Raw genomic sequence first — 14497 nt, 5'->3', positions numbered from 1 at the left:
ATAGCTAATCATCTACAATATTTTGAACCGGAATGTTTTGTTGAACCGTAAATTGCTTTGAATTTTTAGTGTTACGGAATACCAGTTTTTCTAGAGTTGCATCGAATTCGCTCTCGGCACGTGCCTGTTCAATGAGCTGATGATACGGCGATTTACTACAAACAGGATCTGCATTACTTGCATCGCCTGTTAACATATAAGCTTGACAACGACAGCCACCAAAGTCGCGGTCTTTATCTGGACAACTACGGCATCCTGCTGGCATCCATGCATCACCACGGAAGTGGTTAAAACCGGTAGACTCATACCAGATTTTTGATAGGCTTTGTTCACGAACATTTGGGAAAGAAATCGGTAATTGTCTTGCTGCGTGACAAGGCAGAGCCATACCATCTGGAGCAACTGTAAAGAAAATTTTACCCCAGCCATTCATACAGGCTTTTGGTCTTTCTTCATAATAATCAGGCACTACAAAAATAAGTTTGCAAGGATGATTTTGCGCTTTTAACTTTTCCCGATATTCATTGGTAATACGTTCAGCACGTATGAGTTGTTCTTGTGTCGGTAATAAACCCTGACGGTTTAAAAATGCCCAACCATAAAACTGACAAATTGCTAGTTCGACTGTATCTGCATTGAGTTCAAGGCAAAGCTCAATAATTTTATCGATCTGGTCAATGTTATGCCGATGAATTACAAAATTGAGGACCATCGGATAATCATATTTCTTAACAAGTCGGCACATTTCATACTTTTGTTCAAAAGCATGTTTCGACCCAGCTAAAGCATCATTAACGACCGGATCACTCGCTTGAAAGCTGATTTGAATATGGTCTAGGCCAGCTTGCTTTAAATGCGAAATACGCTGTTCGGTAAGTCCCATGCCTGAGGTAATCAGGTTGGTGTAGAAGCCTAGTTGGTGTGCATGCGCCACAAGCTGTTCCAGATCTTGACGCACCAAAGGTTCGCCACCGGAAAAACCGAGTTGTACTGCCCCCATTTGACGCGCTTGATCAAAAACATCAAACCACTCTTGTGTGGTCAGTTCATTTTTATGCTGCGCGTAGTCTAAAGGGTTTGAGCAATATGGACATTGTAGCGGGCAACGATAAGTTAACTCCGCTAATAACCATAAAGGTAGGCCAACACCTTCTGTCATACTAAATCAATCCAGTGTTGTTGCTGGGCAACTAACATGTAATCAATAACATCGTTGTCAATTTCGGCTATATCGCCAAATTGTTGCTTGAGCTGGAAAATAATGGCAGAGACATTATTTTTCCCATCAATATACTGTCCAATGGCCCCTGCACTTTCATTTAATTTAATCATGCCTTCAGGATATAAAATGACAAAACTATTTTGAGCAGGCTCAAATTGAAAGCGATAACCTTGTCGCCATGTAGGCACAAGATTTACATCAAATTGTTCTTTATTCATTTAAATAGTCCTTTGTGCCATACCCGTTCTTGAGTCACGCTATGATATGGTGCTTCATTGTGTACGTATGCCAGTGTTAAGGCATCTAAAATGCTCCATAAAATATCCAGTTTAAACTGCAATATTTCCAGCATTCTTTGTTGTTGCTCATGAGTGGTAAATGAATCAAGCGTAATTGTTAAACCATGTTCAACATCACGGCGTGCTTGACTTAAACGAGAGCGGAAATATTCATAGCCCTTGTCATCAATCCAAGGGTAATGTTGTGGCCATGATTCAAGGCGAGATTGATGAATCTGCGGTGCAAATAATTCAGTTAAAGAGCTGCTTGCGGCTTCACGCCATGATGCACGACGTGCAAAATTTACATAGGCATCTACAGCAAAGCGAACACCCGGCAAAACCAATTCTTCGGAAATCACTTGTTCACGACTCAAACCTACAGCTTCGGCTAATCGTAACCATGCTTCTCGTCCACCACCGTCAGGATATTCACCATCTTGGTCAATCATGCGCTGAATCCATTCCTGACGTACGCGTTGGTCTGGGCAATTTGCCATGATCGCGGCATCTTTGAGTGGAATATTGATTTGATAATAATAGCGATTTGCAACCCAAGCCTGAATTTGTTGTTGAGTGGCTTTACCTTCATACATCATCACATGAAATGGATGATAGATATGATAATACTGACCTTTATCAATAATGGCCTGTTTAAATTGTTCGGTTGTTAAAGCTTCAGGTGTTTGAGTCATGTTTCACCTTAGAGTTCGATCTGCATGCCATCATAGGCAACTTCTACACCATGTGCTTTTAGTTCAGCAAATTGAGCAGAGTCTTCATTTAAAATCGGATTGGTATTGTTAATATGAATCAGCACTTTTTTGGGTGTATTGAGTTGGTTCAAATAAGACAGTGAACCGCCTTCCCCACTAATATATAAATGTCCCATTTCACGGCCAGTTTTTTTACCTACACCCGTTTGCTGCATTTCATCATCGGTCCAGAGTGTGCCATCAATCATGACGCAGTCAGAATTTTGCATAATCTGCATGATTTGATCATCAATCTTTCCAAGCCCTGGTGCATAAAACAACTGTTTTTGTGTTTTACGATCTTTGATGATTAAGGCAATATTGTCGCCCTCATGCGGGTCATGGCGATGTGGTGAATATGGCGGTGCCGCGCTTTGAATAATTAAAGGTAAAAATTCTAAATTTTCAAAACCATCAATTTTAAAAGCTTGTTTAGGATTAATTTCATTGTATTGAAGACCGCCATTCCAGTGCTTCAACATATTAAAGACTGGAAAACCTGTGGTCAGGTCTTGATAGACCATTTCTGTACACCACACATTCATTGGACAGCCTTCACGTAAAGTTAACAGTCCAGTGGTATGGTCAAGTTGGCTATCCATCAAAATAACGTTGGTAATGCCCGTGTCACGTAATTTACGTGCAGGTTGAGCTGTTTTAAAGTCAAATAATTGCTGACGGATATCTGGTGATGCGTTTAATAAAATCCAGTCTACGCCGTTTTCTGAAACCGCAATTGAAGATTGAGTTCGTACTTTGGCATTAATTTTACCTGTACGAACACCATGACAATTAGGACAATTACAGTTCCACTGAGGGAAGCCGCCTCCAGCCGCTGAACCTAAAATATAAATATACATAAAATTAATATCTTATTAGAAAGACATAAGCCCTAGAACAAAACTAGGGCTTATGTCAGATTTGAATAGAAATAATTAACGTGCTTCAAAGTACATTGTTACTTCAAAACCAATACGTAAATCAGTGAAAGCTGGTTTTGTCCATTGCATAAATTTTTCTCCAGTCAGGATTAATCTTGCGAAATGAATCACTTGATTAAATCTTATAAAGCAATTAAAAATTTATTCTAATTAAAAATGCCACGTTTGTAGATAAGGTTGATACAAGATATTGTTCGATAATTGTGTTTTTTGTCCAAATTTTAATAACTCCTTATCAATCAAAGGTGATTAAAAGGTCATAACAGACAAATATTCTGCTATGACCGAACTTTTACACGGCTAAGTTCATTAAGTATTGCTGTGCAATATAAAGATCTTGCTCTGGTTTAGGCTGACATTGCACCCAAGTTCCATCGGCTTGTAGTTCCCATGCTTGACGATTATCTTTTAGATAATTGTTTAGCCCATCTTCAATCACTTGTTTCTTTAATTTTTTACTTTCGATTGGGAAGCAGGTTTCGATACGAGAGAACAAATTACGTTCCATCCAGTCTGCACTAGCGCAAAACACTTTTGTATCACCATCATTATAAAAATAGTAAACTCGAGTATGTTCTAAATAGCGTCCAACAATTGAACGTACTCGAATATTATCGGACAACCCTGTAACTTGTGGTATTAAACAGCAAATTGAGCGAATAATTAAATCAATTTGTACACCCGCTTGAGAAGCTTTATAAAGCGCGCTGATGAGCTGTGGTTCAGTAAGCGCATTCACTTTAATGATGATGTGTGCTTTTTTGCCAGCAAGGCTATTTTTAATTTCTTGTTCAATAAGCTCTAGCAACTGAGAGTGCAAGGTAAAAGGTGCATGAAAAAGTTTCTTAAGCTTTGCCATTTTGCCCATACCGGTCAGTTCTTGGAAAATCTTATGTACGTCTTCACAAATTTCAGCATCACTCGTAAGCAGGCCAAAATCGGTATAAATTTTGGCATTCACCGCATGATAGTTGCCTGTACCTAAGTGGACATATCTTTTAATTTTGTCTTGTTCACGGCGAACAACTAAAATCATTTTAGCGTGAGTTTTATAGCCAACAATGCCATAAACGACAACTGCACCTGCTTCTTGCAATACGTTAGCTACTTCAATATTGGACTCTTCGTCAAAACGTGCTCGTAACTCAATAACAGCAGTGACCTCTTTACCGTTACGCGCCGCTTCTGCAAGAAGTTGAACGATTTCCGAGTTGGCACCACTACGGTATAAGGTTTGTTTAATTGCCAAGACATTTGGGTCTTGAGCAGCTTCCCGAAGAAACTTAATAACGGGTGCAAAAGAATCAAATGGATGATGAAGTAAAACATCCCCTGCTTTTAACACATCAAAAATTGGCTTTTTGCTATAGAGAAGTTTTGGTAAAACCTGTTGATACGGTTTATAGCGCAACTCTGGCAAATCAAAGTTGGAAATAAAACGGGCTAAATTGACAGGACCATCGACGTAATAAAGATGTTCTGCATCTAAATCAAATTGCTCTAATAAATAGTTCGCAATTTCTTCAGGACATTTTTTTGCTACTTCCAAACGAACTGCTTGACCAAAACGGCGTGAAGATAATTCACCTTTTAAAGCTGCCGCCAAGTCTTCTACATCTTCAGAAACGGTTAAATCAGCATTTCGGGTCACACGAAATTGATGACAGCCTGTCGCTTTCATACCCGGAAATAAATCCGAAATATGCTGGTGAATAATGGCAGAGAGCAGAATGTAATGTTCTGCACCACCGGAAATATGCTCCGGAATTTTAACAAGTCTTGGTAAAGAACGCGGTGCCGGCACAATAGCTAAATCAATCTGACGTCCGAAAGCATCTTTGCCTTCCAAAGTCACAATGAAGTTAAGACTTTTATTAACTAACCGTGGAAATGGGTGTGCAGGATCAAGACTAATTGGTGTAACTACAGGTTGTACTTCTTTAAAAAAGTACTCTTTAATCCATTCTTTATGTTTTTCTAATATATCGCCGTGCTGAATAAAGTGGACGCCATAGCCTTGCAACTGTGGCAACAACGTATAATTTAAAATCTTATATTGCTCTTCAACGGCTTCATGAGCATTTTTCGAAATTTGCTTTAATACTTCTGGTAATGGCAGACCTTCTGGTCCAGTCGCTTGTGTCATTAGGCTAATTTTCTGGATTAAACTTGCCACACGAATTTCAAAAAATTCATCCAGATTACGTGAAAAAATAATTAAAAAATTTAAACGTTCAAGTAATGGGTGTTCAATATCTTTGGCCTGAGCGAGCACACGCTTATGAAACTCTAATAAAGAGAGTTCTCTATTGATATATGTCTCTAAATTATGCTGGTTTGAGCTAGATAATGTAGGTAATGATGTCATTCTTGACTCTTATAATGGATAAAAAGTGAACATGAATAAAAAAGATTAATTTAAAAATATATAACCGATTTTATTCACTGAACATTTTGTAACTGTTTTATTGCAAATTCATGAATTTTTTATGAAAAACTTAAAAATTAACATCTATTTATGTGTCTTAAATATTTCCTTTTATTAGTTTACCTCTAATATTATCTTAGCATTAATTTTTTAAAGATCATCTGATTTTGATTAAGATTTAGTTTTCATCAAATATTCACACAGTATGCGTATTTTTTATGCATCTTAATTCACCAATTGATAAAAAATGACAACTTTAAATATATTATTTAAGACAACATCTTTATGTCTGGCGATGGCTTTATTAGCCGGTTGTAATGATAACAATGACAGTGATTCAAATACATCTGCGCCCCGAAGTAACCAGATTGTCGATATTTTAGCTTTTAATGACTTTCACGGAAATCTAGAGCCACCTAAACGCTACGTTGATGCCGCTAACCCTAATGACGCGTCTCGAACAGTTCGTATTCCAGTTGGTGGTGTGAGTTACCTTGCAGACGCAATTAAAAAACTTAGAGCTCAAAATCCAAATAATGCTGTTGTTTCAGCGGGTGATTTAATTAGTGCTTCGCCACTCACTTCTTCATTATTTTTAGATGAGCCAACCATTGACGTCATGAATGATATTCAAATTGACTTTAATGCAGTCGGTAACCATGAGTTTGACCGAGGTACAGATGAGTTACGCCGTTTGCAAAATGGTGGATGTCAACAATATACAAGTACAGTACCCTGCCAAATTAATAAAAACTTTAGTGGGGCGAAATTTAATTTCCTTGCAGCTAACGTCGCAATGAAAAACGATGCAAGTAAAACTATTTTTCCAGCTTATAAAGTCAAAATGTATGGCGGAATTCCAGTAGCATTTATTGGTTTAACGCTTAAAGCGACTCCAAGTATTGTTTCTGCAGCCGGCATTAAAGATGTTGAATTTCGTGATGAAGCGGATACGGTCAATGCGCTAATTCCTGAACTACAAAAACAAGGAATTCAGGCAATTGTTGTAGTTGTTCACGAAGGTGCTGCACCAAGTACTAAACTTAATGAAAAAACTTGTGATGGCTTAAGTGGACCTATTTTAGGTATTTTAGATCGCTTAAATCCGGCAGTTGATATTGTTGTTTCAGGGCATACGCATCAATCTTATATTTGTGACTATGCAACTAAAAATCCAGCTAAGCCATTCTTACTGACTTCAGCTGGCCAATACGGCACACTTATTACCGATATTAAGATTGAGCTAGACGGTAAAACTGGCGATATCATTAAAAAAGATGCTAAACAAATTCCGATTCAAAGTGAGGCCTATACTTCAGGCACAATGACCGTAAGCCTTACAGATCTTTATCAAAAATTTAGTAAGACACCAAGTATTGAAGCGATTTTAGATAAATACCGTCAGGCGGTAACAACCATTTCTGGACGCGTAGTTGGAACTTCTACTGCCGTTGTGAGCCGTACTCAAGTCGAAAGTGGTGAAAGTCCGTTAGGTGATATGATTGCCGACGCACAACAAGCCTCTGCTCTTAAAGCAAGCGATCAAGGTTCAGACTTTACACTCATGAACCCAGGTGGTGTACGTGCCGACCTCTTAATTAATAACAATAACCAAATTACTTTTGGTGATATTTTTGCGGTTCAGCCTTTTGGTAACTCTATTGTGACACTGAGTTTAACCGGTAAACAAATTCGAGATGTGCTTGAGCAGCAATGGTCTGGTGGAAATGCAAGTTCTCCTAAAATTTTACAGCCGTCTAAAGAGTTAAGTTATCAATATTCAGCAAACACAACCGTTTCACCACGAGCAAGCAATATTATGGTTGCTGGTTCCCCATTGGTTGATACGAAGGTGTACCGTGTAACGGTAAATAGTTTCTTAGCAGATGGTGGTGACAACTTCACTGTATTAAAAGATGGCCAGAACCGCGTTGGTGGTGGTCAAGATATTGATGCCTTTGAAAGCTATGTTGCTAAAAATTCACCACTCATTATTCCGTCTACAACTCGAATTAAAGTCATCAAATAATTTCATTTAATGAAGTATAAAGGACAGTACGAAGCTGTCCTTTATTTTTATATGAAAATTTAAACGAAATTTTTATTCAGTATAGAGGTTAAGTTCTACACTGCTGATGTCTGTTCCAGTATTTGCAAAAATAATATCTATAACTTCGTGTAATAGTTCCTTCACTTTTTCATGTTCAAAGCTTGAAGTTTCGGCTGTTTTTAAGCAAATCAGATTACAACTCATTTTGTCTTTTCTGAGTTTATAAATACTTTTACTTTTTCCCAAAAACACTCTTTTGACGAGTTTACGATTTTCAAATTCAGATAAAATTCGGTAAATAGTTCCTAGCGTAATTTTATATTCATTTTTAAGTTGTGCATAAATACTATCCGCACTTAAGCCATGTGGGTTCTGATTTAAAATTTCAAAAACCTGTATTCTCGATTTTTTTATCGGTAGTCCATTTAATAATGATTTTGATATTGTCGTCATGTTAATTAACCTGAATGTTTAGAAATATAGGAATTTTTAAAAATTATTTTGTCTATATTTACTTGAAATCATGGGTGTTTTACTAAAAATCTCAAAGCCTATTCCCCTATGAATAAGCTTTGAGTCTAGATTTAGCTTAGAAACTATAAGTCGCTTTTAAGAAGTAATTGCGGCCATAAAGTTTGGTATTAAAGGTTTTGTTTTTATCCTCCAAATCAACATCGGTCAGGTTTTTTACACCATAGTCCAGTGTTAAACGTGGCGTAATAGGAGAAGTAAATGTCACGTCATAGGTGGTATAAGCTGGCAACTCTTTAGTTGCAGAGTACATTTGTTTGCCTACATAACTCACGCCTGCATTTACACGAAAGTCTTGAACTGGTGCCCAGGAAATAGAGCCATTGGCAAGCCATTCTGGTCGTTCGGTTAAGTCTTTACCTGTGGTTTTATTTTTTGCGTCGAGATAAGTTGCGTTTGCCTTAACACCTAAATTGTCAGTGAAATCATATCCACCTGTAAGCTCAACACCTTTGAGTTCTGCGCGACTCACATTGGTCCAGATTTTTCTAAAATCACCTACTAAACGCGGGTCACCATCACTCAAGGTAATTGCTTCAATCAAGTTCTTCACATCGTTTTGGAAAACTGTAACGCCAGCATTCCAGTTTGGACGGGTCACAATTAAGGATGCTTCATAGTTTGTACTTTCTTCGGGTGCTAGGTTTGGATTACCTCGAATGTGACAACTACCTCCACATGAAATCATCGAGTAGTTAATGTCTAACTGAGCAGGAGCCGGAACTTTATAAGCTTGTCCCACGCCACCTTTAAGTATGACTCCTTCAGCGAGTTGATATGCTAAATAGGCTTTACCTGTGGTTTTACCATCAAAGTCATCAAAATCGTCATAACGACCACCTAATGTTAAGGTAAGTGCGTCATTAATATGGGTATCGTTTTGAACAAATATACCGTAGCTCTTTTGCTGATTCTTTCCAGTGCCGATATAACTTACGACATCTGTAATTTTCTGATCTTTATAATCAAAACCACTGGTCGTATTATTCATGAGCCAGTCAAAGTTGGCAAAAGCACGGCCAATTAAATTTTCTTGTTTATAGTGACGGCTTTGAGGCGCATCGTATTCACTGTCATAGTCATAAATTTTGGCGGTTTCTTTACCGATATAAGCTTCTGTTTTACCCCAAGCCCATTTACCACGGTGAGCAATCCCCACATTGGTACGTTTCATTTCTGATTCTTGAATGGAGGTAGCTGCATCTTGAGTTAGCGGGCGTTTATCGTTGTTATAGCCCAAATCTAGATCTAAGGTTTGCTGGTCATTAATATTCCAGCTTAAAGTACCATTTACGTTTTTGGTGTCTTTTTCTACAAAATATGCACCATCTGGATCTGGCTGGCCCTTTCTATACCATGCATCGCGGTTATAAGCATCACCTGCCAGAGTGAAACTTAAATTATCGGTTAAACCACCGTATAGATTAAACCCGTAACGGTACTGGTTTTTACCATCACCACGGTCTGCTCGGTTATATTGACCAAAAATAGAACCGTGTAATTGTCCATCTTCTGCTTTTTTGGTAATAATGTTAATAACACCGCCCATCGCATCTGCACCATAGAGAGATGACATTGGCCCACGAATCACCTCAACACGCTCAATACTATTTAAAGGAATCGCACTCCAGTCAAAGTCATTGCCTCGCCACATGGCGCCATTAGATGACATGCGTTTACCGTTTAAAAGAATTAAGGTGTAGTTCCCTGAGGTATTCAGCATTCCCCGTATAACGATTTTATCTTGACCACTGTTATAGTTATAAACCCCAGCTTGTTTTTGTAAAACATCGGCAAGGCTGAGTGCCGCGCTACGTTCAATATCTTCACTTGTGATTACACTAATCGATGCAGGTGCTTTATCTACATCTTGTTCTTTTAAAGCAGCAGAAACCACAATAGTTTTAAGTTTTTGAACAGGTTCATTTGTGCCTTGTTGGTCAATATCGGTATTTGCTTGGACTGCAAATGGAAGCAGTGTTGAGAGGGCGACCACCAGCGCCTTTTTTGTTAACGTCATTTCTCGGTCCTTATATTTTATAACGATTACCATATGATAATTGTTATCATTTATGATGTGCCGAGCATGATAGCCCCATGACTTTTATTGTTCAAGATAAAAGTAATTATTATTTATATAATGATAATCATTATTGTTTGTTTGGTTTAAAAAAGTTAATATTGCAATTTGGTGTGCCTAAAAACCTATTGAAAACAAGCTTAAAGTAGACATAACAATGCTCTCTCGATTTTTTATTTATCACCCTATTTTTGTATCTGTCATTGCCATCACTATTCTTATTTTTGGTTTTTTTTCTATTCGTGCAATGCCGGTTGAGCGTTATCCAAACCTAGCTCCTCCAAGTGTCACAGTGATTGCTAATTACCGAGGTGCGTCTGCTGAAACTGTTGAAGAAAGCGTAACTCAGATTTTAGAACAACAAATTAAAGGACTAGATAACTTACTTTATTTCACATCAAATAGTGAATCGTCAGGAACGACCAGTATTGATATTCATTTTAAAATTGGTACAGATATCGATAAGGCACAATTACAAGTACAAAATCGCATTAACAGTGCATTAAACCGTCTACCTGAACAGGTCCAACGACAAGGGGTAAATATTTGGAAAACCACAGGTGATATGCTGTTAATTGTGGGGCTATACGATGAAACAGGAAAAGCCAGCAATATCGAATTATCGGACTATATGGTCAATCACTTTGAACAACCACTCTCACAATTGCAAGGAATTGGTGAAGTGGATGTGTTTGGTTCAAGTTATGCAATGCGTATTTGGTTAAATCCAAATCAACTTAGAAATTATCAACTTATGCCGAGTGATGTTGAACAGGCACTTGAAGATTACAATACTCAAATAGCTGCTGGCTCAATTGGTGCTATGCCTTCTGCTTCTGATCAGAATATTTATGCCAAAGTTACTGCTGGTTCTCGATTAAAAACAGTCGATGATTTTAAATCGGTTGTCGTTAAAGCTAATGTAGATGGCAGTCTGGTTTATTTAAAAGATGTGGCGAGAGTTGAATTAGGCGCCGAAAACTATGAAAGTATCAATACGCTAAACGGCTACCCTTCCGCTGGTTTAGGTATTTCACTCAGTCCTGATGCGAACGCGATTGAAACCTCTGGTCTAATTAAAGCAAAAATTGAACAGCTCAAGCAGCATCTACCTACTGGATATAAAATTGTTTATCCACGTGACAATACACCGTTTATTGAAGAGTCCATTAAACAAGTCATCATTACTCTGCTTGAAGCTGTGGTGTTGGTCGTCATTGTCATGTATCTCTTTTTACAAAATTGGCGCGCTACACTTATTCCAACCATTACTGTACCTATTGTGATTTGCGGTACCTTTGTTGTGTTGTATTTGACTGGTATGAGTATTAACACTCTTACCCTGTTTGCACTGGTTTTAGCGATTGGATTATTAGTCGATGACACGATTGTAGTGGTTGAAAATGTTGAACGGCTTATGCATGAACAACATTTAAGTGTTCGGGATGCATGCTTAGCATCGATGCAGGAAATTACTGGTGCATTGATTGGTATTACCTTGGTACTAACCGCCGTATTTATCCCGATGGCTTTTTTTAGTGGTTCAACGGGTATGATTTACCGCCAGTTTTCAATTACCCTAGCGGCTGCGATGTTGTTATCTTTATTGGTAGCCATGTTTATTACGCCAGCTTTGTGTGCTGTCTTACTAAAAAAACAAACTCAAAAACCTAAATGGGGACAAAAACTTGAGACTTTGCTTGAAAAAGTTAAAGTTGGTTTTAGTTTTTTAGCAACAAGTTTAATCAAATTTAAAGCACTTTCATGTCTTGTCGTGTTGGCTTTAGTTGCTGTTTTAATTGTGATTTATCGTAGTTTGCCGACGAGCTTTATTCCAAATGAAGATCAAGGTTTGTTGGCTGTGCCTTATAGTTTGCATAACAGTGCTTCTATGAGCCAAACACAAGAAGTAGGTAAACTGGTCAATAACTATTTCTTTGAACATGAAGCTAAAAATATTAATACCGTACTAGTAGTTAATGGACAAAACTTTTCAGGAAGTGGTCCAAATTTAGGCATGGCCTTTGTTTCCTTAAAGCATTGGAATGAACGTAAAGGTGAAGCTAATACTGCAAGTGCTATTCGTGAACGTGCGCAAAATTACTTGCAAAAAAACTTACCAGCTAAAGTTATGGTGGGTATGCCTGCAAGTGTTTCTGGTTTGGGCCAATCTGATGCTCTAGAACTTTGGCTCAGAGATGTAAATGGTCAAGGACGCAATGAACTCATTAAACAATATAAAGCTTTAGAAAATGAATCTCGCAATTATCCTGCTTTTGAAAATTTAAGCCCGCTTGTAAGTGAGAATAAGGCTGAGGTTTTCATTCAGCTCGATCAGAATAAAGCCAAAATATTAGGGATTGATCAACAAGCGATTCGCTCAACCCTATCAACTGCTTGGGGTGGAAACTATGTGGGTGATTTTGTTGAAAGAGGCAAAATTAAACGAATTATTATGCAAGGTGATGCTGAATTTCGTTCTAAACCTGAAGATTTAGCTTATTGGCACGTCCGTAATAATACAGGTGGAATGCTTTCTCTTGCACATTTTGGTCGAAGCGAATGGATTGGTGGCCCAGAGACCTTAACGCGATTTATGGGGCTTGCTGCCATACAACTTGAAGCAAATGTCAGTTCTGGCTTTAGTTCAGGTCAGGCGATGCAACAGTTAAGTGATATGGTGAGCAAACAGTCTGGTGTAGATGTCGCATGGAGTGGCCTCTCTTTACAAGAGCAGCAATCGAGCCAACAAGCCTTATTTTTATACATTATCTCTATTTTATTTATTTTTTTATGTTTAGCCGCTTTATATGAAAGCTGGAAAGTACCTCTTATTATTTTACTAGGACTTCCACTAGGAATTACTGGAACTCTTGTATTTGCTCAAATCTTTAGCTTACCAAACGATGTGTATTTCCAAATCGCGTTACTAACGGGTATTGGTTTGTCTTGTAAAAATGCGATTTTAATTGTGGAGTTCGCAACTAAAGCCATAAAACAAGGTAAAGGCTATGTTACTGCTGCGTGTGAGGCTTTAGCTTTACGCTTACGTCCAATTTTAATGACGTCTTTAGCTTTTGGTGCAGGTGTTATTCCCCTTGTCGTTGCTACAGGTGCTGGTGCCGTGAGTCGCCATGAAATTGGTATGAGTGTATTTGGCAGTGTAGTTATAGGAACTTTACTGGTGCCTGTATTTACGGTCTTTTTCTTTGTTTTGGTACATAGTTTACCGGTTTTAAAATGGTCGCTTGGCCGTGTATTTAGATATAGAAAAGACCATTCATCTTTATAAAATAAAAAAAGCAGATCAATGATCTGCTTTTTTTATCATTTGAATTTAAGCGACTAGTTTCTCAATCCATACTTCTAATGTAGGTTGTTCTGCCAAATCTTCAAAGCTTACCTGAGCACCATAAGCCTGCCATTTACCCACTAAAGTCATTAAGCGAACTGAATCAAGCCCAAGCATGAGTAAATCATCATTTAACTGAATGTCTGAAGCTGGAATTTGTAATTGTTCACTTACCGCGAGAACAATTCCTTCTGGGGTTAATGGCGAGGTTGCTTGTTCGAGTTCCCAAGCACGAGTCACTTGTTGAGTTGTCATCACCTGAGCACAACGTGTACTCGCATATTTTAATGCCATATCGTGCTCTTCGCGACTAAAGTCAGCGAGTGCATCTCCACATAAAAATGGTTGTATGTTTAGCATAAATGCTTCTGCGGCACTCATGAGACAGCCAATATGGGCATAAACACCACAAATAATAAGTTGATCACGGCCCGACTCACGCATGAGTTGTTCAAGTGGGGAAAACTTAAATGCGCTATAACGCCATTTTGTTAAAACAGTATCATTTTTCTGAGGCGAGATTTCCGGCAAAATCTGAGTAATATACGGATCATCTTTTAACCCGGTTCCCCAAAAATCGGTCAATAGTTGACGGTGTTCAGGCGTCTGATTACCGGGCTGTGCAGTATAAACCACTGGAATATTAAATTTACGTGCGGTTTTAATCAGTTCTTTGGTATTTCTAATGAGCTCTGGAATAGGTGCTTGAGTTTGGTCATAAAAATCTAAAAAATACTGCTGCATGTCATGGACCAGTAACACGGCGCGATTGGTATGTAACTGCCAATGGGTTTTATTGGGCGTAAACTCATGGGCTTGAGGCATACTGTAGCTAGCAATTTTGGGAATACTCATTAAAT

11 protein-coding genes and 1 pseudogene are annotated in these 14497 nt (G+C 38.2%); 2 read left to right on the top strand and 10 right to left on the bottom strand.

Annotated features, from left to right (window positions below):
* Window positions 1–4 precede the first annotated feature (4 nt).
* The 6 genes from pqqE to ppk1 form a co-directional block, all read right to left on the bottom strand.
* Window positions 5–1159, bottom strand: coding sequence for a pyrroloquinoline quinone biosynthesis protein PqqE (gene pqqE, locus HMPREF0014_RS11985; RefSeq protein ID WP_004887235.1), 1155 nt, complete (start codon window positions 1157–1159; stop codon window positions 5–7).
* Window positions 1156–1440: a pyrroloquinoline quinone biosynthesis peptide chaperone PqqD gene (pqqD, locus tag HMPREF0014_RS11980; protein ID WP_004887236.1), complete on the bottom strand. Its 285-nt coding sequence runs from the start codon at window positions 1438–1440 to the stop codon at window positions 1156–1158. Before pqqD ends, pqqE begins: the two co-directional genes overlap by 4 nt.
* Window positions 1437–2195, bottom strand: coding sequence for a pyrroloquinoline-quinone synthase PqqC (gene pqqC / locus HMPREF0014_RS11975; protein WP_000195110.1), 759 nt, complete (start codon window positions 2193–2195; stop codon window positions 1437–1439). Before pqqC ends, pqqD begins: the two co-directional genes overlap by 4 nt.
* Before the next feature lie 8 nt (window positions 2196–2203).
* Window positions 2204–3115, bottom strand: a complete 912-nt coding sequence (pqqB, locus tag HMPREF0014_RS11970; RefSeq protein WP_004887239.1) for a pyrroloquinoline quinone biosynthesis protein PqqB — start codon at window positions 3113–3115, stop codon at window positions 2204–2206.
* Between the two features lie 75 nt (window positions 3116–3190).
* Window positions 3191–3265, bottom strand: coding sequence for a pyrroloquinoline quinone precursor peptide PqqA (pqqA, locus tag HMPREF0014_RS0206300; RefSeq protein ID WP_001982218.1), 75 nt, complete (start codon window positions 3263–3265; stop codon window positions 3191–3193).
* 223 nt (window positions 3266–3488) lie between these two features.
* On the bottom strand, window positions 3489–5564 hold the full coding sequence (gene ppk1 / locus HMPREF0014_RS11965; protein WP_004887241.1) for a polyphosphate kinase 1: 2076 nt from the start codon (window positions 5562–5564) through the stop codon (window positions 3489–3491).
* Window positions 5565–5871: 307 nt separating this feature from the next.
* Between ppk1 and HMPREF0014_RS11960 the strand changes: the two genes are divergently transcribed.
* Window positions 5872–7653: a bifunctional metallophosphatase/5'-nucleotidase gene (locus HMPREF0014_RS11960; protein ID WP_006580913.1), complete on the top strand. Its 1782-nt coding sequence runs from the start codon at window positions 5872–5874 to the stop codon at window positions 7651–7653.
* A gap of 72 nt (window positions 7654–7725) precedes the next feature.
* Here the strand turns inward: HMPREF0014_RS11960 and HMPREF0014_RS11955 are convergent, their stop codons facing one another.
* Window positions 7726–8127, bottom strand: a complete 402-nt coding sequence (locus HMPREF0014_RS11955; RefSeq protein WP_004887245.1) for a transcriptional repressor — start codon at window positions 8125–8127, stop codon at window positions 7726–7728.
* A 136-nt stretch (window positions 8128–8263) separates the two neighbouring features.
* Window positions 8264–10225, bottom strand: coding sequence for a TonB-dependent receptor (locus HMPREF0014_RS11950; RefSeq protein ID WP_004887246.1), 1962 nt, complete (start codon window positions 10223–10225; stop codon window positions 8264–8266).
* Between the two features lie 217 nt (window positions 10226–10442).
* Here HMPREF0014_RS11950 and HMPREF0014_RS11945 point away from each other — a divergent pair, with 217 nt between their 5' ends.
* Complete coding sequence (locus tag HMPREF0014_RS11945; RefSeq protein WP_004887247.1) at window positions 10443–13577, top strand: multidrug efflux RND transporter permease subunit; 3135 nt, start codon at window positions 10443–10445, stop codon at window positions 13575–13577.
* A gap of 45 nt (window positions 13578–13622) precedes the next feature.
* Here the strand turns inward: HMPREF0014_RS11945 and HMPREF0014_RS26235 are convergent, their stop codons facing one another.
* Together HMPREF0014_RS26235 and HMPREF0014_RS11940 are read right to left on the bottom strand one after the other, a co-directional pair.
* Window positions 13623–13892 (bottom strand): phosphopantetheine-binding protein, encoded by a 270-nt coding sequence (locus HMPREF0014_RS26235; RefSeq protein ID WP_227501432.1) that lies wholly within the window; start codon window positions 13890–13892, stop codon window positions 13623–13625.
* Window positions 13875–14492, bottom strand: a pseudogene (locus HMPREF0014_RS11940) (isochorismatase family protein); the annotation flags it as partial. The gene HMPREF0014_RS26235 and the pseudogene HMPREF0014_RS11940, both read right to left, overlap by 18 nt.
* Window positions 14493–14497 lie beyond the last annotated feature (5 nt).

Source organism: Acinetobacter sp. RUH 2624 (assembly GCF_000162375.2).
Classification (GTDB): domain Bacteria; phylum Pseudomonadota; class Gammaproteobacteria; order Pseudomonadales; family Moraxellaceae; genus Acinetobacter; species Acinetobacter nosocomialis.
The sequence above is the reverse complement of the archived record's forward strand: the minus strand, read 5'-3'. Positions and strand labels throughout refer to the sequence as shown.